The organism is Aquitalea sp. (genome assembly GCF_030150775.1).
GTDB lineage: Bacteria > Pseudomonadota > Gammaproteobacteria > Burkholderiales > Chromobacteriaceae > Aquitalea > Aquitalea denitrificans.
In genome coordinates, this window is the sequence record NZ_JASLFG010000013.1 from 157,401 (window position 1) to 183,531 (window position 26,131).

Below are 26,131 nucleotides of genomic sequence, written 5' to 3' on the forward strand. Positions count from 1 at the left end.
TTTCAGCATCTTGCGTGCTGAAAACGGATATTCCATTTGGAAGTGTTGCAGAAATTCACCTGCGCACTGCACCCAGCAAATCTGCCAGCCCGGAATGACGCTCCGGCGCCAGCTGCACGGCATGGGTCCAGACCGCATCGCTGCCTGCTACGGCAAAGCGGCTGCGCGCGCGGGTAATGGCGGTGTAAACCAGTGCCCGGTTAAGTACCGGCGCGGGGCTGGCCGGCAATTGCAGCCACACGGTATCAAACTCCGAGCCCTGGCTTTTGTGCACGGTCATGGCAAACACGGTTTCATGCTGTGGCAGACGACCGGGAGCAAACTCGCGCCAGCTGCCATCTGCGGCAGGAAAAGCCACCCGCAGGCCCTGGGTACGTTCCACCACAAAACCGATATCGCCGTTGAACAGGCCGACACCGTAATCATTGGCAGTAATCATCACCGGTCGGCCGGCATACCAGTCGCGCCCGGCCTGCTTGCGTCCTTGCTGTTCCAGCTGGGTTTCCATGCACAGGTTCACCTGTGCCACCTGACTGCGCTCGGCTGCCAGCAGCATGAAGCGGGAAAACGCAGCCTGCACTTCATCCAGCGGCCTGTCTGCCGCAATGGCATCCAGATAAGGCCGATACTGCTGCCACAAGGCATGCTCTGCCAGCTCCTGCAGCTGCGAGATATCTGTATATTGGCCAGCCTGTAGCAACTGCAAAGCGGGTAAAGCGGCACCTCGGTTGACCAGGCCGGCCAGCGCACCGATGCCGGAATCAGCACGGAAGCGGTGGCTGTGCGTTAGTAACACAACACTATCGGCCAGTGCAGCAACTTGCCCTTCATCAGGCGGCAGCGTACCGGCACCAGCCTGCTCCATCCAGGCCCGTGTTGCCGGCAGGTAGGCCAGCTGGCTGCACAGATCTCCCAGCACCGCACCGGCATCCACCGAGGCCAACTGGTCGCGATCGCCCAGCAAAATCAGCCTGGCCTGTGACGGCAGGGCCTCGAGCAGACGCGCCATCATGGCCAGATCTATCATCGAAGCCTCATCCACCACCAGTACATCCAGTGGCAAGGGCTGGCCGGCATGGAAACGGGCCTGTGCCGCACCAGGCCGCAGGCCCAGCAGGCGATGCAGGGTTTGTGCCTGCTGCGGCAGCTGGCTGCGGACGGTATCGGCCACAGGCAGTGTGTCACGCGCGCTGCGAACCGACTCACTCATACGTGCGGCAGCCTTGCCGGTGGGCGCTGCCATGGCCATCACCAGCGGGCGTTCAGCCAGCGTGGCCAGCATGGCCAGCAAGCGCACCACGGTGGTGGTCTTGCCGGTTCCCGGTCCGCCAGATACCACCAGCAGCCTTTGCCGGGCTGCCAGTGCCGCGGCCTGTTTCTGCCGGTCTGGCTGCAGGTTTTGACTGGCAGGAAATAAGGTATCGAGCACCTGCCCGACCTTGGTGGCATCCTGTGGCAAAGTGGCTGAGGCCAGCTGAACCAGGCGGCGGGCCAGGTTTTGTTCGTCAAACCAGTGATGGGCAAAGTACAGACGGCCAGCCGCATCCAGGATGAGCGGGGCATAACTGCCCGGCGCACCCAGCAAGGGCGAGGCTTGCAGGTTCCGCCGCTCCGGACGGTGGCCGATGGGCAGACAGACATGGCCGGACTGGTTGGCTGCTGTCAGTTCGCTCACCAGAGCCAGGGTATTGTCATCCAGTGACGGATCCAGCCGCAAAAACAGCTGTGCCAGCTGGGATGGGAGCAATGGTTCGCTGGCTGGCTGGTTCATCCGCGCGGCTTTTGGAAAATGGCCTTGAGCTTGCCATTGGCTTGTAACTGGCTAATGGCCCGGTTAAGGGCCGGCACCCAGTGGCGATATTGCGGGTGAACCCGTAGCATCACCGCTTGCACGCTGATCATGCCACCCGGTTCGCAGCGCAACTCTTCCGGCAGCATGCCAAGCCGTTCAATCTGCCGCCGCTCCAGCACCACGGCCTGCAAGCGGCCCAGCCGCAACTTGCCCAGCGCCTCGTTTTCACCCTGCGACAGTTCGTAGCGCACACCATTACGCTGCAGGTCGGGCTCGAATGCCACCAAGGGCTGCCCTTGCAGCAGGCCAATTGTCTGACCATGCATATCCTCCAGCGTGCGCGCGGCACGGCTACTGCCGGCGCGGGTGCACAGCTGGTAGTCCAGCGTACCGATGGGCTGGGTATAAAAACCGCCCACCGGCGACAGACTGCGCCAGGCGGGATTGACCCCTACCTCCACATCCAGCCTTGCGATTTCAAACAGCTGCTGGATACGCAGCGCCGGATAGTATTCGATCTCGAAACGCACGCCGCTGAGCTTGCCGATCTGCTCCAGCGCTTCGCGGTAGATGCCAGCCATCGGGCTGTCCGGCGTGAAATTGTAGGGACCGGCATTGTCCACGACCACGCCTGCCCGCAAATTCACCTCGGCGGCCTGCGCCGGGGACAGCAGCAGGCTGCACAGCAGCAGGAAACTACGCACCAAGCCTGGCCTCCAGCGCGGCGCAGATGGTGCTGAGCACCTTGATGCGGGCGTAATATTTGTTGTTGGCTTCCACCAGCGTCCACGGCACCTTGCTGGTGCTGGTGCGATCCACCATGTCGCTGACCGCCAGTTTGTAGGCATCCCATTTTTCACGGTTGCGCCAGTCTTCCTCGGTAATCTTGAAGCGCTTGAAACCGGTTTCTTCGCGCAATTTGAAGCGGGCCATCTGTTCTTCATTACTGATGGCCAACCAGAACTTGAGCACGATGGCACCGTTTTCACTGAGCTGGTGCTCGAAGTCATTGATTTCATAATAGGCACGCATCCAGTCCGGTTCGCGGGCAAAACCTTCCACCCGCTCCACCAGCACGCGGCCATACCAGGTGCGGTCGAAGATGGTGATGCCGCCCTTGCCCGGTACCTGGCGCCAAAAACGCCACAACCAGGGCTTGGCACGCTCTTCCTCCGTGGGGGCGGCAACCGGAATCACCCGGTAGCTACGGGCATCCAGTGCCTGGGTAATGCGGCGGATGGTGCCCCCTTTGCCAGCGGCATCATTGCCCTCAAAGGCCAGCACCAGCGAGTGATTGCGAAAGCGCTCGTCCCGAGTCAGGCTGTTTAGCCTGCCTTGCAGTTCCGCCAGCCGCTTCTTGTACTCGACCTTGTCCATTTTCTGGTCCAGCTGCAGCGTGTCCAGAATCACCTTGTCGTCGATCGGTGCCAGCAGCGGCGGCGCTTCGGAGGCATCCGCCGTATGGCCGTTCTGGCTCATGCGGTTGCGGATGGCCTTGAGGATGGTCTGACCCACGGTCAGGCTGCGGAAATTGGCATCCTCGCCATCCACCACGATCCACGGCGCATAGGCCGTGTTGGTCAGGCGGATCATGTGCTCGCCATATTTGCGTATGGTGTCGTAGCGCTCCATATTGGCCTTGTCGTCGGCCGTCACGCGCCAGCGGGTGGCCGGGTCTTTTTCCAGCTCCTTCAGGCGCTTGCGCTGCTTGTCCTTGGTCAGGTGGAACCAGAACTTGAGAATCAGCGCGCCATCCTGGCTGATCATGCGTTCCAGTCGCATGATGTCGAAGATTTCACGGTCGAAGGCGTCGTGGTCGATCTGCTCGTACACCCGGTCGAACAGGGCATCCGAGTAGTAAGAGCCAAAAAACATGCCGATACGCCCCTTGGCCGGCAGTTTCTGCCAATAGCGCCACATCCAGGGCCGGGCGCGTTCTTCGTCGTTGGCCGTGGAAAAGGCCACGGTGTCGATCAGGCGCGGGTCCAGCCACTCGTTGATCAAGTTCATGGTTTCGCCACGACCAGCACCGTCAAAACCGTGGATCAGGATCAACACCGGAAAATCGGCCTTTTCTTTCAGGTCGTACTGCACATCCAGCAGCGCCTCACGCAATACCGGTACCTGTTCGCGGTAGCTGTCCTTATCGATGGCATGGCCGATTTCTGCCGATTCAAACATTCCTGTCTCCTGGGCTGACCCGCAGCCATTATGCAATCCTGCCACGCCGGGCAGGTCTGATCTTTAGCAGTCTACTCTATGCCAATGGCAAGGCAATGCCCAGCATCCTCAACACAGCAAAGCATCCAGCGCTGCCAGCAAACCGGCCGAGGGGCGGTCGTGCCACACCCCCATGCCTGGCTGACCCATGCCACGTAGATAGAGATAGCGCACACCGGCAAAGCGACTGGCAAAATCCTGACCACGGGCGGTGAAATAACGCTGCAGGGCCACGCAGTAAATCAGGTATTGCAAATAGTAATGCTCACGCGCAACCGACTGCAGCAGCGCTGCCGGGGCGTAGTCCTCTGCATGGTTACCCAGATGATTGGACTTGTAATCCGCCAGATAAAACTGGCCGCTGGCTTCGAATACCAGGTCGATAAAACCCTTGAGGTAGCCATGCACCGTGTAGAAATCCAGCCCGGCAGCCGCTTGGCGCAAGGGCTCGGCCAGGCCGTAGGCGGGATCGGCCAGCACCGCGCGCAGGCGGGCCACATCCAGCTGCTGCACCGGCAGGGTGAATTCCATCTCCACCAGCCGTTGCCCCGGCCTTACTGCGGACAGGCGAACGCCAGGGTCAAGCTCGGCATCCAGCGTCTGGCGCAGCAATTGCATGGCCGCTGCTTGCCATTGCTCGGCAAAGCCGTGCCGGCGCAATTGTTCGGCCACCGGGGCCTGCAGTTCCGCATCGCTCATGCCGAAGTCGATGTTCTCGAACATGGCATGCAGGCAAGTACCGGCCCGTGCACCACGCGGAAAGGCAAACGGGCTGTCGGCCGGCGGTACCTCATCCTGTTCCTCCGCCAATGCCATCTGGCTACGGTCATGGTCTGGCCGTTCCGTGGCCTTGCTGGCCTGCCCATGGGTGAGTGAGGTAAAGCTGGCAACACGCCACGGGCTGTAAACCGTCCGCAAGAACAGGCGCGCACTATAGTCCTGCTCTGCCTCCTGCGCCAGAGGCAGTGGATTCACGCTTTGCTGCAGCGCCCGCACTGTCAGCGCCGGTGGCAGGGATTGCTGCCATTGTGCCAATTGGCTTTCCAGCTGGGCGGCATTGAAATCCAGCTCACGCAAGGCAGGCAGATCGGGACAGTCCTGCGCATGCAGCAACCAGGACAGTGCTGCGGTCTGCATGTCCTTGACCCAGCCCCAGGCCAGGTACTGCCTATGCTGGGCACGCGTCAGCGCCACATACAGCAGGCGTAGTTTTTCCGCCAGCATTTCACTGCCGGCCTGCTGGCGCACTGCGGCATCAGCCAGTACGTCTGGAGCCAGCATGGCCCTGTCTTCAGCACGATAGCGCCAGAAGCTGGTATTACGGCGCTCCAGTGCGCCATCCCACAGATAGGGGCAGAACACCACCGGGTATTGCAGACCCTTGGAGGTGTGGATGGTGACGATTTTCACCAGCGCGGCATCGCTCTCCAGCCGCAGCATGGCGTCCTCGCCTCCTGCCGGGCGGGCAACCCTGGCTTCCAGCCAGGCCAGCAAGGGGGCCATGCCGTGGCGGCTGTCACTTTCGCTTTGCAGCAGCTCGGCCAGATGCGACAGATTGGTCAGCCGCCGTTCGCCATCAGGCAAGGGCAGCAGGCGCAGGGCAAGCTGCTCGCGCGCCATGAACTGCCGCCAGGCACGCATGAAGCCATGTTCCAGCCAATACTGGTGGTCGGCAGCATTGGCCAGCAGCCGGGCTTCCCAGCGGGCTTCGTCTTCTACATCGCCCAGTAGCCGGGCTGCATCCAGGCCGTACAGTTCGGTAACCAGCGCAATACGCAGGCGGCTTTCGCTGGCCGGTTCGGCCCAGGCGCGCAGCAGGGCCAGCATCTCGCCGGCTTCCCGGCTGGCAAACACGCTTTCCTGGGTGAGTGCCACGCTGGGCACTCCGCGCTCGGCCAATGCCTGGCGCATCTGGTCGCCCTGACGGTGGGTGGATACCAGCACGGCAATATCGCCCCCGCGCAAGGGGCGGCGCTGTTCGGTCTTGATGATGGCCGCCCGGTCCTGTGCGGCCAGCGTCAGCAGGCGGGCAATTTCATGGGCGCAGCCCTGGGCGCTGGCGCGGGCGGCACTGTCCTTGTTCAGCGGTTTTTCACTCTCAGGCGCTTGCCACAGTACGGTGAAGGCTGCGTCGTCGTCGTCCACCTCCAGCACTGCACCGGAGCTGGGTGCAGCATGTACCGGCTGGTAGCCGATATCATCCAGCAGGAATGGCCGGCTGCGGCTGAACAGCTGGTTGACGGCAGCCACCAGCGGCGCATCGGAACGGCGATTGGTGTCCAGTGAGTACTGCTGTGCAGCCGGGGCATCGCCACGTGCATCCAGATAAGCAAAAATGTCGGCACCACGGAAGCTGTAAATGGCCTGCTTGGGGTCGCCCACCAGAAACAGTGGCCGCTGTTGCAGGGCAAAGCAGTGGCGGAAGATGTCGTACTGGATGGGGTCGGTATCCTGGAATTCGTCGATCAGCGCCACGCGGAAGCTGCGCGCCACGGCGGCCGCCAGTTGCGCCCCGCCAACCGGGTCGGCCAGCGCATTGCCCAGTTCGGTGAGCAGATCGTCAAAGCTGCGCACCCGTTCCTGGCTGCGGCGGCGGGCCAGTTCCTGGTTGACCCAGTCAATCAGCTCCAGCTTGAGCCCGGCCAGCGACAATTGCAGCTGCGCCAGATAGCCGTCCCAGGCCTCCAGCCAGTCACCGATGCGCTGGAACAGCGCATGTTCCGGCGCGACAAAACCTTTCTTCATGCCCTTGGCCAGTGCGGCCGGGGTCAGCCGTGTCAGTTGCTTGAGTGCGTCCTTGCCGACAATGGGCAGGCTGTCCGGCTCGGCCAGCCACTGCTGCAGCTCGGCCAGACTGCGCTCAAGCTGGGCCGGGCTGTGGCTGGTGGCCTTGAAGCCCTCCGTCGCCAACAGCAGCTCACAACCGGTCTGGATGGTGAGGGCATCGCCGGCCAGGCTGTGCCAATGCTGTTGCACCAGCTGCAGTGCCTGCTGCAGATCGTGAGCAGAGGGCTGCACCAGCTGCAAATAGGGCTTGGCCAGCCAGGGGCGGATCTCCGCCAGCCAGCCATCCGGCGTTTCACCAGCTTCGGCCAGTACCTGCGACAGCAAGGGGCTGGTTACCACCCGTTGCCGCCAGAAATCATCCACCACCTCCACCAGCAGGCGGTCGTCGTCGCTGACCAACTCGGCAGCAAAGGTTTGGCCGCTTTCAAAGGCGGCATCGGTCAGCACGCGCTGACAGAAACCATGGATGGTGTAGATGGCGGCGGCGTCAAAGCCGCTGATGGCCGCCTGCAGCCGCTGTACCGCCAGATCACGCCCGCTGCCCGGCACAAAACGGGCGGCCAGGGCCTGCAGGAATGGGTTGGAAGTGGGCTCGCCCTGCAGCACGGCAAGAAAGTCACTCAGTTGCTGACGCAGGCGCTCGCGCAGTTCGGCGGTGGCAGCCTTGGTGTAGGTCACCACCAGCAGGCTGTCGATGCCGGGCGGTGCTTCGTTGTCCACGTCCTCCAACAATAGGCGCAGATAAAGCGCGGCGATGGTCCAGGTTTTGCCGGTACCGGCAGAGGCTTCGATCAGGTTGACGCCCGCCAGCGGGCAGTTGAGTGCGTCCAGTGCTTGCAGACTCATGCCTGCCCCTCCAGCCTAGCTACCAGCGGCAGCAACAGGGTTTGTGCCAGCTGGGCAAACAGCGGATCTGCCAGCGGGTCCAGATGACGGAACACCAGCCGATTAACCGGTTCTTCACCCTGCGGGGTGGCAAAGTCAGCGACGAAGCTAGGGTCCCACTTGTCCAGCGCCTTTTCCAGCGCCAGTTGCGGGGCATCCTCCTGCTTGTATAGCTGCTCGGCATAAGCCCAGCTGGTACGGCCAAAAAATGGCAGTGGCTGCTGCTGCCCCTGCTGCCAGCGCACCACCCAGGCTTCCAGCAGCATGGTGGCATCCGGCTCATCATCCAGATGATAGTGGCCGCTGTCGTCATACAATATTGATTGGCAGGCGATGCCAGCCGGGCGCGTTGCGCACAACAGCAGGTGCACAAGCCACCATTCCAGTCGCTCGGCTGCATTCATCTTGCCGATCACCAGCCGGATCTGCCCTTCCGGCCGCAGGCCACCCAGCTCACCAGCCAGCGTGGTGCCATGCAAGGTAAGGCTGACTGGCACCGGTGGCAGGGTAGTTTCGGTCAGCACCGCGGGCAGGCGGTGCGCCAGTCTCGCTGAGCTGGCGGTTTCACTGTCCAGCCAGGCCAGCCCCAGTTGTGCCGGTGGCAACAAGCCGGCACCGACCAGCCGCTGCCGGACAGGAACTACCGGCTTGCCAGCCAGCATGCGTTCCACCAACTGGGTACGGATGGTGCGGCTGGCGTCCCGGTCCACACTGAAGGGTTCGCGCACCGGCAGCTCTTCTGCCTCACCATGCAGGCGTATGGCCAGGCGCTCGGCCAGCCAGGCACGCGGTGGGTTTTTCCAGAAACGGATAAAGTCATTTACATGCACCACACTGCTGGTCTGAGCCAGCGGCAAGACACCGGCAAACGGCTGCGGCTGAGCAGGCGGTGCCGCCAGGGCGGAGGCAAAGCTGGGGTCGAAACTGGCCAGCTGCGTATCCTTGCCGTCATAGCTGCGCGGTGAAAAGGGCTGCAAGGGATGGCGTACCAGCAGTTGCCCCGCGGCCTCATCGCCACACATGGCCTGGAAGCAATCCAGCAGTTCGGCAATCAGTGCAGATGGCGGCAACGGCTCGTTATTGCGCGCAGACAGGCCGACATAAGACAGATACAGCCGCTGGCGGGCTGACAGAATGGCTTCCAGGAACAGGTAGCGGTCGTCAAAGCGGCGCGAACGGTCGCCCCGGCGCGGGTGACGTGCCACCAGGTCGAAGCTGACCGGACGCTCATCGCGTGGATACGCACCATCGTTCATGCCGATCAGGCACAGCACCTTGAAGGGGATGGAACGCATCGGCACCATGGCGCAGAAGGTGATGCCGCCAGACAAAAAACCTAGCGGTGAGGCCACGGTGAGCTTGCGCTGCAGCCAGTCGCGCAGCACCTGCAGGCTGAAGGGCTGGGTGAAACCGGCCATGGCGGCATCATCCACCAGTTCCTGCAGGGCGTCGCGCACCACATCCAGCGCCAGTTCCGCCTCATCATCCACCTCAAACAGCTGGTCGATGCCTTCCAGCAGGCGTGCCGCCCAGCCAGCGGCATCGGTGGGGATGGCCCAGCCAGTGGCCAGCGCGTCCAGCACCGCATAGCAGCTGGCAAAGCGCGCCAGCACCTCGCCCAGTTGTCCGCCGGCCCCGCCCTGTGGCAGCAGGCCGGCAAACAGGCCGCTATCGTCCCCGGCCATCGCCGGAGGCAGGATGCTGCCCAACAACAGCCGGTCCAGCCCCCAGCGCCAGGTAAACAAGGGATCGGCGGGCAGGCCCAGCGCTGCCTTGTGGGCGGCATCGCGGCCCCAGCGGATGCCGCTTTGTCTGACCCAGTCCTGGATGAAAGGCAGGTCTTCTGCTTGCAAGCCAAAGCGTTGCAATAGCGCCGGACTGTCCAGCAAGGCCAGTACCTGATCGGCGGAAAAACGTGAATCCAGTAGCTGCAGCAAGGTGCTGATGGCCGCCAGCAGCGGTTCTTCACGCTCTACCTGCCGGTCGGCAATGGCATACGGCAGGCTGGGGGCATCATCCCGCTTGCCAAATACCGCGTCGATATACGGTGCGTAACTGTTGATGTCCGGCGTCAGCACTGCAATGTCGGCGCTACTGAGCGCGGGGTTGTCAGCCAGCATGGCCAGCAGCCGGTCCTTCAGCACCTCCAGCTCGCGCATCGGGCCGTGGGTTGCATGCAGTTCCACCGAACAATCATCTGGCGCAAGCCACTGGCCATCCTCACCCGGCATCTGCAATTGCAGGATGTCGCGCTGCAGGCGGGCCAGCAGCGTGTCGCCTGTCGGCGCGGCAAACAGCGGGCGGGCATCCAGCTCGGCATCGGCGGCAATCAATTCAAAAAAGTCACGTCCCTGCTTGCCCAGCGAAGCCAGCAGCGGATGGCCCTCGGTGGCAAACAGATCGCCCTTCTCACGCAGCTTGAGCTTGCGGCGGTTATCGACGATGTCGCCCCAGTAGGCTTCACAGGGGTTGAGGGTGAACAGGCAGACATCGGTGAGTTCGGCCAGGCGCTTGATCAGCGCCAGATACATCGGTGCCAGGCTGGCGATGCCGAACAGGGTAATGCGCTCCGGCAGATGTTGCGGTTGCAGTTCGGCAAAGAATTCGTCCAGCATGCGCACGCGGTGGCGGCTGGGGTCCTGCGCTGCCAGTTGCTGCCACAGCGCCGCCTGCCAGGCTTCGTCCTCCCCCAGCTCCAGCCGCTCTCCTGCCTCCCAGGCACGAATCCAGTCCGGGCGGAACACCAGGTACTGGTCGAAGATGTCGGCCACCTTGCCGGCCAGCTCGAAGGCGGCGGCCTCGCCGCCGGCGGCATAGCGCTGCAGGGGCGCAAACACCTCGCCTTGCAGGGTGGGCAGCAATTCCAGCAGCCGCCAGCTCAGCACTTCAGGACTGAAGGAGGATTTGCGCGGCAGTTCCGGCATCACCCGCTGCATCAGCCGCCAGGCAAAGGCAGCCGGCAGCACAAAATCGATATTGGCGGCAATGCCGCATTGCTGCGCCAGGTCCAGCGTCATCCAGCGTCCCATGCCCCGGCTTTGCACAATGACTGTTTCGGCGGCAAAGGGGTCGCTCAGCGGCTGTGCCTGCAGCATGGCGGCATACAGCTGACCCAGTTGCTCCAGACGATTGGACTGATAGAGAAAAAGCATGGCAGGAACGCTGATGAAACGAAGGCTTCAGTGTACCATCAGCCCTTGAGCGCCAGCACCCGATGCTGAAAGCATAACCGCTAGGAAAATGCATGAGCACCTATCAGATTCTCAAACATGCCCACATGGGTATGGCCTATCTCACCATTACCCTGTTCGCCCTGCGTGGCGGGCTGATGCTGGCCGACAAGCAGAAACTGCTGGCCAGCAAGCTGCTGCGCATCCTGCCGCATACCATCGATACCGCATTGCTGGCACTGGGCATCACCCTGGTGGTGCTGGGCGGCTGGCCGCTGCTGCAAACGCCGTGGCTGCTGGCCAAGATAGCCGGCCTGCTGGCCTATGTGGCGCTGGGCACCATTGCACTAAAGCGGGGCCGAACCAAACAGATACGCAGTATTGCTCTGCTGGCGGCCTTGCTGGTGGTGGCGTATATCGTGCTGGTGGCCAAGACCAAGCTGGTGCTGCCTTTCTGACCCGGATTCCCGGATGAGGGACGGCCTGCGCCGTCCCGGCGACTCCCCACTCCCCACTCCCCGTCCCTCGTCCCCCCATCCAGCCGCTTGACCCAGAACAAGTCCAGCGTTGCCCTGCTCTGCTAATGTCTGGCGGTTTCAATTGCTGACAACATGCCATCATGCCTGCCACACGCCCCCTGCCGGAGCTGGTTTGTCCGGCCGGCAGCCTGCCTGCCCTCAAGGCAGCCGTTGACAACGGTGCCGACACCGTCTACCTCGGCCTGAAAAACGACACCAATGCCCGCAACTTTGCCGGGCTGAACTTTGATGACCGCACTGCGCGCGACGGCATCAACTACGCGCACCAGCATGGCCGCAAGGTGCTGCTGGCCATCAACACCTATGCCCAGGGTGGTGACATCAGCCGCTGGCACCGCGCCATCGACGAAGGCGCAGCACTGGGGGTGGATGCCATCATCCTGGCTGATATCGGCCTGATGAAATACGCGCGCGACCACTACCCGGACCTGCGCCTGCACATGTCGGTGCAAAGCTCTGCCACCAATTACGAAGCCATCAATCTGGCGCAGGAAATGTTCGACATCCGCCGCGCCGTGCTGCCACGGGTGCTAACGCTGGACCAGGTCAAGCAGGTCATCGACCATACCAATGTGGAAATCGAGGTATTCGGCTTTGGCAGCCTGTGCGTGATGGTGGAAGGCCGCTGTCTGCTGTCCAGCTATGCCACCGGCGAATCGCCCAACAGCCACGGCGTATGCTCCCCGGCCAAATACGTACGCTGGGAACATGGTCCGCAGGCACTGGGCGCGCGCCTGGGCGGCATTCTGATCGACGAATACCAGCAAGGTGAACCCGCTGGCTACCCCACCCTGTGCAAGGGTCGCTTTGAAGTGGAAGGCGATACCTATTACGCCCTGGAAGAACCCACCAGCCTCAATGTGATGAGCATGCTGCCGCAGATCATCGACATTGGTGTGGCCGCCATCAAGGTAGAAGGCCGCCAGCGCAGCCCGGCCTACGTGGCACAGGTTACCCGCACCCTTCGCGAGGCACTGGATGCTGCCGGCAGGGAACACCAGCGCTTTGCCGTAAAACCGGCCTGGACCCAGGCGCTGTCCAAACTGGCGGAAGGCCAGCAACAGACGCTGGGTGCCTACAACCGGCCCTGGAAATGACATACCGTGCGCCGGCAGGCCTGCCTTGCCGGCCCCACAAGCAGGCCTGATATGAAAACATTGCAACTGACGCTGGGCCCGGTGCTGTTCTACTGGTCCCGTGACGATATCCTGCGTTTTTACAGCGAAGCCGCCGACTGGCCGCTGGAAACCATCTATCTGGGCGAAGCCGTCTGTTCGCGCCGCCAGCAACTGCGCGGACAGGACTGGATCAGCCTGGGACAGGAGCTGGCCCAGAACGGCCGCCAGGTGGTGCTGTCCAGTCAGGCATTGATCGAGAGCGAATCCGATCTGCGCCGGCTGCGCAAGCTGGTGGAAAACGGCGAGCTACAGCTGGAAGCCAACGATCTGGGCGCGGCCCGGCTGGCCCATCAGCAAGGCCAGTCCTTTGTCGCCGGCCATCACCTCAACATCTACAATGCCGACACCCTGGCACTGTTACAGTCGCTGGGCGCGCGGCGCTGGATTCCGCCGGTTGAAATGGACCGCGACACCCTGTCTGCGGTACTGGCACAGGCCAGCGCCAATGGCGTGCAGATCGAAACCGAACTGTTTGCCTGGGGCCGGCTGCCACTGGCCCTGTCTGCCCGCTGCTTTACCGCCCGCCACTACAATCTGTCCAAGGACGACTGCCAGTTCCGCTGCATGGAACACCCGGACGGGCTGCGCCTGAACACGCGCGAGCAACAGGCTTTCCTCACCATCAACGGCATCCAGACCATGTCCGATGGTTGCCACTCCTTGCTGCCGCACCTGGCCGACATCAGCGCCATGGGCATAAGCGCCCTGCGCATCAGCCCGCAATGGCAGCACACCGCCAATGTAGTCAGCGGCTACCGGCAGGCCATCGACGCCATTACCGCCCGGCAAGAACCGGTGGTGGACCTGAGTCCGTATTCCGACAGCCGGCTGGTTGACGGCTACTGGCGCGGCACTGCCGGCATTGCCGCCATAGGAGAAACCCACCATGCGCATTCCTGACCTTACCCTGCCCCCCAGCCTTGCCAGCGTCCTGGGCAAGCTGCCCAGCTCGCCACCTTGCTGGGCACTGGTTACCACCCTGAACCAGCTGAAAAAGCGCGAGATCCTGCCGGTGGACATGAGCCTGCTGGCCGGGCACAGCTTCGAGGTACACATTCTGGATGCCGACATGCGTCTGCATTTTGTTGCTGACACGGAACGCTTCAGCGTAGGCAGCACAACGGGGGAGCCTGATCTGCGCCTGAGCGCCAATCTGGCCGACTTTGCCCGCATGATGCTGCGCGAAGAAGACCCGGACACCCTGTTCTTCAATCGCAAGCTGATTATCGAAGGTGATACCGAGCTGGGGCTGATCGTGAAAAACCTGCTGGACAGCGTGGACTGGAGCACTACTCCGCTACAACGCTTCATGGCGGTATAAACCGCCCCCGCACCGGCAAGCAAAAAGCCCGGCATCTGGCCGGGCTTTTACATGCAGTAGCGGCTGAACCTCAGCTCATGAGCTGGGCAGCAGCCTTGCGCTTGGCCGACAGATCTAGCCCCGGCAGATCCGCCATGATATCCGGGTGATCCGCCAGTTTTTCCACCACAAAATCCACGAACACGCGGGTTCGCGGGGCAATATGGTCGCGGTGCGGGAAGCAGATGTAAATGGAGCGCTCCAGCGACACCACATCGGTCAGTACCGGCTCCAGCTCGCCACTGCGGATCAGGTGCACCACCTCGTGCCCCGGCAGCTGCGCCACACCCATGCCCAGACGCGCCAGTTCGCACACGGCCTCCATCTCGTTCAGGGTATAGGTGCCGGTCACTTCCAGCGGGATACGCTCGCCGCGACGGTCGAATTCCCATTTGTACAAACGACCGGAAGTCGGAAACTGGAAGTTGATGCAATCATGATTGCTCAGCTCTTCCGTGGTTTCCGGGCGGCCATTCTTGTCCCAGTAGTCCGGCGATGCCACCACATATTGCGGAATCTGCGCCAGATTGCGAGCCACCATGCGACTGTCCGGCATCATGCCGATACGCACACCGACATCGTAGCCGTCCTCGATCAGGTCGCTGAAATGGTCATCCAGGCCAAAGAACACACGTACCTTGGGATAACGTTCGCAGAACTCACCCATGATGGGCAGGATGAAACGCCGACCAAAGGAATTGGGCATGCTCACACGCAGATGCCCGGCCGGTTCGTCACGACTGGCCTTGAGCTGGTTGATGGCCGAGTCCAGATTGTTCACCGGTCCGCGGCACTGGGCATAAAAACGGCGCCCATCCTCAGTCAGCGTCAGCTGCCGGGTGGTGCGGTTGAACAGGCGCACTTCCAGCTCCTGCTCCAGTCGGGCAATGCTTTGACTGATAGCCGCCGGAGACACCCCCAGTTTTCTTGCAGCATCCGAGAAACTGCCATTCTCGGCGGTGGTCATGAAGACCATCAAGGCTTTTAAAGTATCCATAGCTGAAACGTTCCCTGAGCGGCATTAAACCCATGCAGCTGACTTGATGTAGGACATCCCCGCCCCAGCCACACGATTTGCCAGCTTCATTATTAAGTAGATCTTCTTTAAAAAGCGTACACCAGTTCCAGTGAATAATGAAGTTTGACTTATGTTTCTGGCCTTAAATACCAGCAATCTGTTTCAAATTTCACAAACCGGTGCCGCCACTATCTGTACAAGACAAAAAAACCATTCATTTCCGAAAGCAGACAGGGCATTGCCAATGTCATGTTATACCAGTTTCAACAGGTAACGCTCCCTGCAAGAAGCGCCACATAGGCCAAGGTGCAGGCCTTACAGGCAGAAGACTCAACAGCGTCAGACACAATGCTTACGCAAGGCAGGCCCAGAACCAGGCTGTTGCACCTATGGCTCAATGATCAATATTGTGCAAACAGGGCATAAAAGAAAGTTTCACCTCAAACCATCCTGCCGTGCACAACCCATCCGCCAAACCAGCAAGACAGCAATGCCGTACACCACATGCCATCTTGCATCGGCGGCACCTGGCATGACCATGTCTTTTATCAAGACAGATCACCTTGCACTCCATGACAAGGCATAAGCAGCCAGCGTAGCGATCCTGGCCACCATCACCAATCACTCCGCAAGCTCAAGGAAAACAGAAAGACGAATTCACAGGAATCTTCCCTTTGGGCAGGAAAATCCAATGCAAATTGGAAGAAATTTCTGACAAATCTTATCGACCACGAAGAAATTACTTATTCAGCATGCCGATCGCTCTACTTGGTGTGTTAGCTACTGGTTTCGCTTGCCAAGTGCTTAATAAACTCCAGACCAACCAGCACCACAATGGAGTCGGGCACGGTCACCTTGCCGCTGCTTCATGAACCACGCTGGAACATTGCAAGCAGATCACCGCCCTGGCCACCCGATACTCAAGGTCCTGTCATCATGCATAGCAAGCTACCCTTTGCCCAGCCCTTACCCGGCAATCTGACTCCTGCCAGTCAGAAAACCTTGCTGGAATGGATACACAGCGTAGGCCAGATAGAAACCGAGAACGAATTCAAACTCTATCTGGATCATCTGCAATCCCAACTGCCCACCAAGCACATGGTCATCACCCTTGGGCGCATCAACCAGCACCAGCAATTACAGCGGGTGGAAAAAGTGGTGAACGTCAGCTTCCCGGAAGACTGGGTCGAACACTACATGAGCCACAACTACATCAGCTGCGATCCGGTATTGCGTTCGGTGATGGGACAGGGCCCCATCCACTGGGCCGACAAGTTCTCCCGCGCCAAAGGGTTGCAGGAGAAACAGTTCATCCAGGAACTCAACTCCATCGGCATGGGAACCGGCGTCAGTTTCAGCGCCTTGTCCGAACGCCAGAATCTGGTCTGCGTGCTATCCGTTTCCGGCAGCGAGATCGGCAAGGACAGCCAGTTGACCGAAATGCTCAATAGCCTGCTGCTGCATCTGCGTCAGGCAGCAGGTCGCGTGGCCAACCTGGCACCGGCCGCACCCGCCACCATGCCGCTGTCCCAACGCGAATTCGACATTTTTCACTGGATGAGCCACGGCAAAACCAACTGGGAAATCGCCACCATCCTTGGCATCAGCGAACGGACCGTGAAATTCCACGTGGCCAACATCATCCGCAAGCTCAATGCCAACAACCGCACGCATGCCATCGTGATTGGCCTGCAGCTGGGATTGACTACCGTGGCAGGTGTGACATGAGTCGCTGGCAAGACGGCAAAGCACGCCTTACAGCCAGTAACACCGCAGCTGGCTTGCCGCTAGAATCGCCTCACCAATTGCGCTGTCGCTGTGCAAAGGCCAGTACAAGCGCATGCGGTGTTTCAATCTGCAAGTCTCTTCTTGATTGACCCATGCACTCACCTGAAATATTCGGCCCCGTTAATACGGGGTCTTTTTTTATCGTTTCACCCTTCCCTGCATGCAGTCCGCCCGGCATAAAACCGGCAATCGCCTGACAAGACCCTGTCACAAGCCGGGGCGATTTGTTACAGTCGCTGCTCTTGCTGATTCCTTTGCCTGCCGGCCATGAATGCCTTCACCAGTTGCAACCCTGCCACCGCCGAGGTGGTTTTTACCCGTCCGGGCTGGAGCCGGGATCGTCTGGATCTTGCCCTCTCACAACTTAAAAACGCACAAATCCGCTGGGCCGCACTATCCGTATCGCAAAGAGCGGAGCGCTTGCTGCAGCTGGCCATGCAACTGGAAGCCAAGCGCGAAGAGCTGGCCGCGCTGGTTACACTGGAAGTAGGCAAGCGCACGGCTGAATGCCTGGCCGAGATCGACAAGTCAGCCCAGTTGATCCGCTACTACGCCGAACTGGCACCAGCCCTGCTGGCACCCCAATCCATACCGACCCAGGCCAGTCAGAGCGGGGTGGCTTTCGAGGCTCTGGGTTGCGTACTGGCAGTAATGCCGTGGAATTATCCCATCTGGCAATTGCTGCGCTTTGCCGTACCCGCACTGATGGCTGGCAATACCTGCCTGGTCAAACCCGCACCATCGGTACCGCAATGTACCCAGCGCCTGCTGGAACTGGTTCATGCCGCCGGACTGGACTGTCTGGATATTGCCTGGATTGACCACGACCTGGTCGAGGAAGCCATCCGCCGCAGCGACGCCGTGGCCTTTACCGGCTCCACGCATACCGGACGCATCATCGCCAGCCTGGCCGGCAAACATCTGAAAAAGACCGTGCTGGAACTGGGTGGCAGCAATCCCTTCATCGTACTGGCCGATGCCGATATCGAGGCCGCCGCGCAGGACGCGGTCAATTCGCGTTTCCGTGATGCCGGCCAAAGCTGCAATGCCGCCAAGCGCATGATCGTGGTCCCGGAAATTGCCGACGCTTTTGTCGCAGCCTTTGTCGCAGCGGCCAGCAAGCTGCAGCCAGGAGATCCGCGCGACCCGGCCACCACCCTGTCACCACTGACGCGTGCCGACCTGCGCGAGGCATTGCATGCGCAAGTCATGGATGCCTGTCATCAGGGTGCGCAGTTACTGCTGGGCGGCCAGTTGCCGCCAGCACCGGGCTTTTTCTATCCGGCCACGGTGCTGGACCATGTATCGGATCGCTGCCGGGTCTATCACGAAGAAGTATTCGGCCCGGTGGCCAGCATTCTGCGCGCCCGCGACGAAGCCGATGCCATCCGCCTGGCCAATGACACGCCGTTCGGACTGGGGGCATCCATCTATACCGCCGACACCGCCCACGGCTGGGCGCTGGCGCGCCAGCTGGAAGTGGGCAGTGTGTTCATCAACCGGCACACCAGCTCGGACCTGCGCCTACCCTTTGGTGGCGTGAAGGCGTCGGGTTATGGCCGCGAGCTGTCCGAGTTCGGTCTGTATGAGTTCGTTAATGTCAAAACCTACTGGCAGAAATAATCGCCACGCCGGGGGGGATGTGCCGGCACCGGCCTCCTCCACCAGCGCAATATCATGATGTCCGCTGCCATGAAACCCTTCCTCCGGATCTCCCATAGCGCCTGGCTAAGCTTGCTGATACTTGGCAGCTGCCTTGGCTATTTCCTGCTGATTGCCATAGCACCGACGTGGCTGGCGCTAACGCTGGCCGGCTGGCCGTGCTCGATCCTGCTGGCCTTGCTGCTGTTTGTCCTGTTTTTCCTCATCACCCTGCTGCACATCCGCGCAGCAGAGCGAAAGCCATGATCATGTCGGCTGCCAGTATCTTTTTCCTGCTGTTTGTCACCACCAGCCTGCTGCTGACCTGGCAGGCGGCACGGCGCACCCGCTCGGCGGCGGATTTCTATACCGCCGGCGGACAATTGCCGGCCTGGCAGAACGGCCTGGCGCTGGCCGGCGACTACCTGTCGGCCGCCGCCTTTCTCGGTTCCATCGGCATGTATCTGGGCCAGGGCTACGACTCGCTGGTGTATGCCGTCGGCACGCTGGCCGGCTGGCCCTTGCTGATGCTGTTGCTGGCCGACAAGCTGCGCACCCTGGGCCGCTACAGCGTGGCCGATGTGCTGGCCAGCCGCTTTGATGACCGGCGGGTACGCTTGATGAGCATCATCAGCTCGCTCACCGTCACCGTGTTCTACCTGATCGTGCAACTGGTCGGTGCCGGCAAGCTGCTGCAATTGCTATTCGGCCTGCCCTATCTGGTCGCTGTGCTGCTGGTGGTCGGCCTGATGGTACTGCAGGTGGCACTGGGCGGCATGCTGGCCACCACCTGGGTACAAATGCTCAAGGCAAGCCTGATGCTGCTGTGTGCCTTGCTGCTGGCCGGCGGCGTGCTGCAACGCTTTGATGGCAGCCCGGCACAGCTGTTTGCCGCGGTGCGCCGACTGGAGCATGGCTGGGCACTGCTACCCGGCAAGGCGCTGGCCGACCCGGTGGATGCGCTGTCGCTGGGCCTGGGCCTCAGCCTGGGTCTGCTGGGACTGCCGCATATCTTGATGCGTTTTTTCACGGTCACGGATGCCCGCGCGGCACGCCGCTCGGTGGGTTGGGCTACCGGATTAATCGGCTTGTTCTTCCTGTTGAACATCATCATCGGCTATGGCGCGCTGCTGCTGGTGGCTGCAGATGGCCGCTTTCATGATGCCGCCGGCAAGCTGCTGGGCGGTGGCAATATGGCGGCCCTGCATCTGGCCAGCCTGCTGGGCGGACCATGGCTGCAGGCGCTGGTTGCCGGCGTGGCCTTTGCCACCATTCTGGCGGTAGTGGCCGGCCTGGCCATGGCCGGGGCCAGTGCCGTCAGCCACGACCTGTACGCCCTGTGGCTGTGCCGTGGCGCTGCCGACCCGCGCCGCGAATGGCAGTTGTCGCGACTGTCCGTGCTGCTACTGGGCCTGCTGGCCGTGCTGCTGTCCACCCTGTTCCAGAACCTGAACATTGCCTTTCTGGTGGGGCTGGCATTTGCCATTGCCGCCAGCAGCAATTTCCCGGTCCTGCTGCTGGCACTGAACTGGCGCGGGCTGAGCGCGCGCGGCGCGCTGGCCGGCGGCTATGGCGGCATGCTGGCCGCCCTGTTGTGCATCATTACCGGCCCCACGGTCTGGGTAGGCATGCTGGGCCGGCCCGGCCCGCTGTTTCCCTATGCCAATCCGGCGCTGTTCTCGGTTCCGCTGGCCTTTGCCGCTGCCTGGCTGGGCTCGCTCGGCACCAGCAGGCCAAGCCCGTTGACGCCTCACGCGGAGGCGCAGACACTGCAGCAGACCACCACAGCCGTAGCAAGCGCCTCATCAACATCACAACAAGAACCCACGACATGACCACTCTCACCCTGTACGGCAACTGTTTTTCCGGACATAGCTACAAAGTGCGCCTGGCACTGATGCTGGCAGATGTATCGCATGATTATGTCCATGTCGACCTGGCCCTGCCACGCGCAGAGCGGGCGGAAGACTTCCGTGCCGTCAGCCGCTTTGGTGAAGTACCCGTACTGGTAGCCGACGGCACCGCCATGTGCCAGTCCAATGCCATCCTGCAATGGCTGGCCGACAATTACGGCCGGCTGGATGGTGCGCCCGGCGAGCGCCAGCTAGTGCGTGAATGGCTGTGCTGGGAGAGCAACCGCATCGGTTTCTCCCTGCCCAACCTGCGCCTGGCACGCAAGTTCTTCCCGCAGCCGACCGATGTCACCGCCTGGCTGGAACAGCGGGTACGCGCCGATCTGGCGGTACTGGATAACACGCTGAGCCAGTATGCCTACCTGATCGGCAGCACCCCGACCATTGCCGACCTGTCGGCCAGTGCCTATCTGTGGTGGCTGGGCGATGCCGGGCTTGACCTTGCCGCCTGGCCGCACGTTGCCGCCTGGCTGCAACGCATCAGCCAGTTGCCCGGCTGGCAGCACCCGGATGAACTGATGGCTGCCGAGATTCCCGACTGACCAGCCCCAAGGAAGACGCCATGCCCGATCTGCTTGCTGACCTTGCCGCCATTGTCGGTGCCGGCCATGTGCTGACCCTGCCGCAAGACACCGCGCCCTACACGCTGGACTACCGCCGCCGCTATCAGGGCCAGCCGCTGGCCGTGGTGCTGCCGGGCAGCACGGCAGAAGTGGCCGCGCTGCTGCGGCTGTGCCAGCACCAGCAAGTGGCGGTGGTGCCGCAAGGGGGCAATACCTCCACCTGCGGCGCAGCCACCCCGGATAACACGGGCCGCCAGCTGGTGATTGCCATGCAGCGGATAAACCGCCTGCGCGCCATCGATACCGCCAACAACAGCATCACGGTGGAAGCCGGCATGACGCTGGCCGTGCTGCAACAACTGGCCGTCGAGGCCGGTCGCCTGTTTCCGCTGTCGCTAGCCAGCGAGGGCAGTTGCCAGATTGGCGGCAACCTGTCCACCAACGCCGGCGGGCTGGCGGTACTGCGCTACGGCACCATGCGCGAGCTGACGCTGGGACTGGAAGTGGTGCTGCCGGATGGCCGGGTGCTGCATCAGCTCTCCGGCCTGCGCAAGGACACCAGCGGGCTGGACGTGAAACAGCTGTTCATCGGTGCGGAAGGCCAGTTGGGGCTGATCACCGCGGCCACGCTCAAGCTGTTCCCGCTGCCTGGCGCGCATGCCACCGCCTGGCTGGGGGTAGACAGCAGCCAGGCGGCCATCAACCTGCTGTCGGCACTGCGCCAGGCCTTTGGCGACCGGCTGACCACCTTTGAAATCATGTCGCAGCCCTGTCAGCAGCTGCTGGAAAAGTACCACCCAGGCCAACTGCCCTTCATCCAGCCCTGGGCGGTGCTGGCCGAGCTGTCCGACAGTGGCGACAGCCACCACCTGCAGCAACTGCTGGTGGATTGGCTGGCCACGCAGAACCTGCCAGATGGCGTGCTGGCGCACAGCGAGGCAGACCGGCAGCAACTGTGGCAGTTGCGGGAAGCCATGTCGGAAACCCAGAAGCGCGACGGCCCCAGCATCAAGCATGATATCGGCCTGCCCAGCTCTGCCATTCCGGCGTTTCTGGAACAATGCGCGACCGCACTCAGCCGGGCCTTTCCCACGGTACGCATCATCGCCTTCGGCCATGCCGGCGATGGCAACCTGCACTACAACATCAGCTATACCCGGCCGGACAATGCCCATTTGTTTGAAGACGAGGACAGCGTCAACGCCATTGTCTACGACCTGGTGTATCGCCATCAGGGCACGCTGGCTGCCGAGCATGGCATCGGCCAGTTGAAGGGCCACTGGCTGCAACGCTATCAGGACCCGACCGCCCTGCAGCTGATGCGCGGCATCAAGCAGCTGCTGGACCCGCTGGGCCTGATGAACCCGGGCAAGTGGCTGTCACCGCCCTGATAGTTACTGCTCGCCCAGCCGGCTGGCCAGCCGGGTGATCACCCCGCTCCAGTCGCCCGGCTGGAACTGACGGCATAGCCGCACGGCGGGATACCACGGGCTGGCCTCCCCCTGCCAGCCCCAGCGCCAGTCGGTATGGCAGGCCGACAGCAACAGCCAGCACGGCAGGCCCAGACTGCCGGCCAGATGCGCCAGCGCGGTGTCCACCGTCACCAGCCCGTCCAGCCCGGCCAATACACTGGCCGTTGCCGCCAGATCATCCAGCCCCTGTTCACCCTCCGCCAGCGTAGGCCAGGCTGCCAGCCATGCCTGTTCTTGCTCATCCACCGGTAATTGCAGGCTGATCCAGTGGATGCCGGGCAAGGCCAGCAAGGGTGCCAGCAAGCGGATATCGGGCAGGGAACGATGATGGTCGCAGGGATGGCGGGCATGGCCGCGCCACACCAGCCCCAGCCGGCGCGGACGACCTGCCGATGGCAAAGGAGGCCTGGCATGCTGGGGGAAATGTGCTGGTGGCGTGGTGGCCGGGTCTGGCCCCAGCCAGCGCGGCAGGCTCATGGAGAACACGTGGCAGTCATGTGGCGGCACGGTCATGTCCAGGCGGTGCAAAGGCAGGAATTCAACCGGACAAGCCAAGCGCATGCCCTGTAACAGGCGGATCAGTTCCGGGCGGCATACCACGCTCAGACGCGCCGGCTGCAGCAAGGGCAGATAGCGGCAAAATTGCAATGCATCGCCCAGCCCCTGCTCAAACCACAGCAGCAAATGGCGTCCGGCCAATGGCTCACCCTCCCAACGCGGTGATGACAGGATAGGCAGGCCACCACGCAATGGCAGGCGCTGCAAGCGGGCATCCAGCGCTTCCCAGCCGGCACGCCAGTGCCCCTGCGCCAGGTGCAGATAGGCCAGACTCTGCCGGAAGCAGGGCTGCTCCGGTGCCAGCTCCACCGCCCGACGCATGGCCGCTTCGGCCTGCTCGGCATCGCGCAGCTCACTGCAAGCCACACCCAGCGCATCATGCAGCGGCGCATGGCGGGGATGTTGGGCAATGGCTTGCTGCAATAGCGGCAGGGCGGCGGCAGCCTTGCCCTGTTGCAACAGGCCATTGGCCTGGTTGAGCAGCAAGTCCGGCGGCGGGGCCGCCTGCAGCAGTGCCCTTTGCAACAAACTGGCGGCCTCATCCCAGCGCCGTTGCTGCTGACAAATCAGTGCCAGATTGTTCAGCGCTTCCGGATGCTGCGGCGCATGCTGCAAGATCCGTTCCCAACAGGCTCGGGCGGCTTCATCCTGCCCTTGCTGCTGATAGAGACTTCCCAGCAGCGCATTGCCAGCTTCATCATCCGGCTGCTGCTGCAGCAGCACCTGCAACAGTGCTTCCGCTTCTTCAAGCCTGTCGGTCTGCGACAGCAGCAGGGCCAGGTTGTACCGCACATCCAGCCCATCCCGGGTATGGGCCGTGGCCTGCAGTGCCTGCCGGTAACATGCTTCCGCCTCGGCCAACTGCCCAGCCTGCGCCAGCAGTACCGCCAGATTGCCCAGACTGCCAGCGTGCCCGGGCTGCAGGCGCAATTCCGCCCGGTAATGTTGCTCCGCCAGTCCCCGCTCTCTCCGCTCGCCGTACAGGCAGCCCAGGTTGTAATGGGCATCGACCACGCTGGGGTCCAGCTGCAGCGCCTGTTGCCAGCACTGTTCAGCCAGGGACTGCCGTGCCAGCCGGGCGGCACAGACACCAAGCAGGGTCCAGATCGGCGCATTGTCCGGCTCCGCCTCCAGACAGTGCTGTGCGGCCTGCAAGGCTGCGGGCAGATCCTGCTCCGCCAGCAGCGTGGCGGCACGCAGTGCCAGCGGTGACAACAACATGACTTCCTCCCTTATCCTGACGGCCCTGCCGCCTTCGCGGCCATGCTACAGCCGGAACTTGGCAAATTCTCCATTCATCTGCCCCGCCTTGCCAGCCAGACCCTGCAGGGTGTCACTGGCCTGCTGCAGCATGGCATCGTTTTCCAGCACCCGGCTGTTGATCTGCTCCGAACTCTGCGCGATCAGGGTGCTGGCATTATGCTGCTCCTGGGTGGAATGGGAAATTTCCGACATCTTGCCGACCACTTCCAGCATGGAATGCCGGATGGACTGAATATTCGCCACCGCCTGCTGGGTAAGCACCACGCCGTCATTCACCACCGTCACCGTTTGTTGTACATCGCCTACCGCCTTGCCGGTTTCACTGCGGATGGCCGTTACCATGCCGGCAATCTGCACCGTGGCCTGGGCAGTGCGCTCGGCCAGCTTGCGCACCTCGTCCGCCACCACGGCAAAACCGCGGCCCTGTTCACCTGCGCGCGCGGCCTCGATGGCGGCATTGAGCGCCAGCAGATTGGTCTGATCGGCGATATCGCGGATGACATCGGTAATACCGGAAATCTGCAGCGAGCGCTGCTCCAGTGCTGCCAGCATGCTTTCCAGCGAGCGTACCGACTGCACCGTGCTTTCCATGCCCTCGGCCAGTTGGTGCATGCCCTGGGCACCGGATTCAAGCCCCTGCCCGGTAGCGGAGGCTAGTTGGTCGGCCTCACGGGCGTTATCCGCAATATGGGCAATACTGACGGTAATCTGCTCCAGCGTGGCGGCATTGGAAGAGGACATGTCGGAGATGCTGCGGGCGCGCTCGGCCACATCCAGCACCTGGGTGGAAACCTGCCCTACCCCTTGCACCACCCCGCCAGCATCATCGCGCAGGCCACGGAACAGGATGGCCAGTTGGCTGACAAACTGGTTGAAGGCCTCGGCGGTGGCCGCAATTTCGTCCTTGCCCTTCAGTTGCAGCCGCAAGGTGAGATCACCCTCGCCATGCGCAATGTCCTGCATGGCATTTTTCAGCGCCACCAGTCCACCCAGCATGCGCCCCAGCAACACGCTGGCCAGCGGAATGAGTAGGGCAAAAACCAGCACGCTCAGGCCGGCGACACTCAGCAGCAGGGTATTGAGCGGTGCAAGGATGGCATCGCGGTGCGTGGCCAAGCCAATCAGCCAGTCGCTGTCGGGGATCCGCTGCACCGACAGCAGCATGTCCTGGCCATCCAGCACCACCCGCTGCAGGCTGTTGCTGCTTGCCAACTCGGCCAGACGGGCGCTGGTCAGCTCCGGTGCCAGCTGGCTGATGGGCTTGAGCGTCAACCCGGCCTGCGGATGGGCCAGAATGGTGCCCTTGCCATCGGTGATGAAGGCATAGCCATTACCACGCACCTGCAGGGACAACACCGACTTCACCAGGCTGTCGACAAACACATCACCACCGGCCACACCCAGTGTGCGGTCTGCCTGGCGGATCGGCGCGGCCACGGTAATGGTGAGTTTCTTGCTGGCTTCATCCACATAGGGCTCGGTCACTACTGCCTTGCCAGCCGCCACGGCCTGCTGATACCAGTCGCGCGTGTTGACCTTGTAATCGGCGGGCGCAACCCAGTCATCGGAGAACACCGAGCGCCCATCGGCATAGCCTGCATAATTGACATTGAAACCGGCCCGCGCCCCTACCTTGAGAAAGCGCAGGGCGTCCGCCTCCTCCGCCGCGCTGGCCTGGGCCGTGATCTGCTGTTTCTTGTCATCCAGCCAGGTTTTCACCACGCTGCCCTGCCCCTTCAGCGCCGAATCAAACTCGTGATTCAGGCCGCTCAGTATCTCGCCCCGCATCTGGATGAAGACAATCAGCACCAATACCAGGCCGAACAAGGCCATCAACAAGGCATTGAAAGCAATCAGTTTGCTGCGCAAGGATTTCATGTTTCCCCCTACCGGACTGGTGCCGGACTTGATTCTAGCCATCATGGCCGGTCCTGCCTTGCGGTGTGGAATTACCGACCTTTCATCTACTTTGACATTAAATTAT

Annotated in this window: 18 protein-coding genes; 10 read left to right on the forward strand and 8 right to left on the reverse strand. The window is 62.1% G+C overall.

Annotated elements, in window-relative coordinates:
- Positions 1 to 55: 55 nt before the first annotated feature.
- From recD to recC, 5 genes are all read right to left on the reverse strand, one after another.
- Positions 56 to 1,771: an exodeoxyribonuclease V subunit alpha gene (recD, locus tag QVF59_RS04905; RefSeq protein ID WP_287877714.1), complete on the reverse strand. Its 1,716-nt coding sequence runs from the start codon at positions 1,769 to 1,771 to the stop codon at positions 56 to 58.
- Positions 1,768 to 2,499, reverse strand: coding sequence for a substrate-binding periplasmic protein (locus QVF59_RS04910; RefSeq protein ID WP_502866794.1), 732 nt, complete (start codon positions 2,497 to 2,499; stop codon positions 1,768 to 1,770). Before QVF59_RS04910 ends, recD begins: the two co-directional genes overlap by 4 nt.
- Positions 2,489 to 3,973 carry a polyphosphate:AMP phosphotransferase gene (gene pap, locus QVF59_RS04915; protein ID WP_159874851.1) on the reverse strand — a complete coding sequence of 495 codons (1,485 nt, stop codon included), beginning with the start codon at positions 3,971 to 3,973 and terminating at the stop codon, positions 2,489 to 2,491. The genes QVF59_RS04910 and pap overlap by 11 nt, the downstream gene beginning before the upstream one ends.
- A 108-nt stretch (positions 3,974 to 4,081) precedes the next feature.
- Complete coding sequence (gene recB, locus QVF59_RS04920) at positions 4,082 to 7,645, reverse strand: exodeoxyribonuclease V subunit beta (RefSeq protein ID WP_287877716.1); 3,564 nt, start codon at positions 7,643 to 7,645, stop codon at positions 4,082 to 4,084.
- Positions 7,642 to 10,836 carry an exodeoxyribonuclease V subunit gamma gene (gene recC / locus QVF59_RS04925; protein ID WP_287877717.1) on the reverse strand — a complete coding sequence of 1,065 codons (3,195 nt, stop codon included), beginning with the start codon at positions 10,834 to 10,836 and terminating at the stop codon, positions 7,642 to 7,644. Before recC ends, recB begins: the two co-directional genes overlap by 4 nt.
- A gap of 92 nt (positions 10,837 to 10,928) precedes the next feature.
- On the opposite strand from recC, the gene QVF59_RS04930 reads away from it, so the two are divergent.
- From QVF59_RS04930 to ubiT, 4 genes are all read left to right on the forward strand, one after another.
- The gene (locus tag QVF59_RS04930; protein ID WP_287877719.1) at positions 10,929 to 11,312 is read left to right on the forward strand and encodes a SirB2 family protein; all 384 of its coding nucleotides are present in this window, start codon (positions 10,929 to 10,931) and stop codon (positions 11,310 to 11,312) included.
- A 161-nt stretch (positions 11,313 to 11,473) separates the two neighbouring features.
- Positions 11,474 to 12,490, forward strand: coding sequence for a ubiquinone anaerobic biosynthesis protein UbiU (ubiU, locus tag QVF59_RS04935; protein ID WP_287877721.1), 1,017 nt, complete (start codon positions 11,474 to 11,476; stop codon positions 12,488 to 12,490).
- A 51-nt stretch (positions 12,491 to 12,541) separates the two neighbouring features.
- A complete protein-coding gene (locus QVF59_RS04940) occupies positions 12,542 to 13,471 on the forward strand; it encodes a U32 family peptidase (RefSeq protein WP_287877723.1) in 930 nt (309 codons plus the stop codon).
- Positions 13,458 to 13,892, forward strand: coding sequence for a ubiquinone anaerobic biosynthesis accessory factor UbiT (ubiT, locus tag QVF59_RS04945; protein WP_287877725.1), 435 nt, complete (start codon positions 13,458 to 13,460; stop codon positions 13,890 to 13,892). The genes QVF59_RS04940 and ubiT overlap by 14 nt, the downstream gene beginning before the upstream one ends.
- Positions 13,893 to 13,962: 70 nt before the next feature.
- Here ubiT and QVF59_RS04950 read toward each other — a convergent pair whose 3' ends face one another.
- Positions 13,963 to 14,928: a LysR family transcriptional regulator gene (locus QVF59_RS04950; RefSeq protein WP_159874844.1), complete on the reverse strand. Its 966-nt coding sequence runs from the start codon at positions 14,926 to 14,928 to the stop codon at positions 13,963 to 13,965.
- 957 nt (positions 14,929 to 15,885) lie between these two features.
- Between QVF59_RS04950 and QVF59_RS04955 the strand changes: the two genes are divergently transcribed.
- The 6 genes from QVF59_RS04955 (at position 15,886) to QVF59_RS04980 (ending at position 22,245) form a co-directional block, all read left to right on the forward strand.
- Positions 15,886 to 16,677 carry a LuxR C-terminal-related transcriptional regulator gene (locus QVF59_RS04955; protein WP_287877726.1) on the forward strand — a complete coding sequence of 264 codons (792 nt, stop codon included), beginning with the start codon at positions 15,886 to 15,888 and terminating at the stop codon, positions 16,675 to 16,677.
- 327 nt (positions 16,678 to 17,004) lie between these two features.
- A complete protein-coding gene (locus QVF59_RS04960) occupies positions 17,005 to 18,360 on the forward strand; it encodes an aldehyde dehydrogenase family protein (RefSeq protein ID WP_287877727.1) in 1,356 nt (451 codons plus the stop codon).
- Between the two features lie 69 nt (positions 18,361 to 18,429).
- Positions 18,430 to 18,645, forward strand: a complete 216-nt coding sequence (locus QVF59_RS04965) for a DUF485 domain-containing protein (protein ID WP_287877728.1) — start codon at positions 18,430 to 18,432, stop codon at positions 18,643 to 18,645.
- The gene (locus tag QVF59_RS04970) at positions 18,642 to 20,213 is read left to right on the forward strand and encodes a sodium:solute symporter family transporter (RefSeq protein ID WP_287877729.1); all 1,572 of its coding nucleotides are present in this window, start codon (positions 18,642 to 18,644) and stop codon (positions 20,211 to 20,213) included. Before QVF59_RS04965 ends, QVF59_RS04970 begins: the two co-directional genes overlap by 4 nt.
- Positions 20,210 to 20,833, forward strand: a complete 624-nt coding sequence (locus tag QVF59_RS04975; protein ID WP_287877731.1) for a glutathione S-transferase family protein — start codon at positions 20,210 to 20,212, stop codon at positions 20,831 to 20,833. Before QVF59_RS04970 ends, QVF59_RS04975 begins: the two co-directional genes overlap by 4 nt.
- A 20-nt stretch (positions 20,834 to 20,853) precedes the next feature.
- Entirely contained in the window at positions 20,854 to 22,245 is a 1,392-nt protein-coding gene (locus tag QVF59_RS04980) for an FAD-binding oxidoreductase (RefSeq protein WP_287877732.1), read from the forward strand.
- 3 nt (positions 22,246 to 22,248) lie between these two features.
- Here QVF59_RS04980 and QVF59_RS04985 read toward each other — a convergent pair whose 3' ends face one another.
- Entirely contained in the window at positions 22,249 to 24,105 is a 1,857-nt protein-coding gene (locus QVF59_RS04985) for a tetratricopeptide repeat protein (protein WP_287877733.1), read from the reverse strand.
- 45 nt (positions 24,106 to 24,150) lie between these two features.
- On the reverse strand, positions 24,151 to 26,070 hold the full coding sequence (locus QVF59_RS04990) for a methyl-accepting chemotaxis protein (protein WP_287877735.1): 1,920 nt from the start codon (positions 26,068 to 26,070) through the stop codon (positions 24,151 to 24,153).
- Between the last annotated feature and the right edge of the window lie 61 nt (positions 26,071 to 26,131).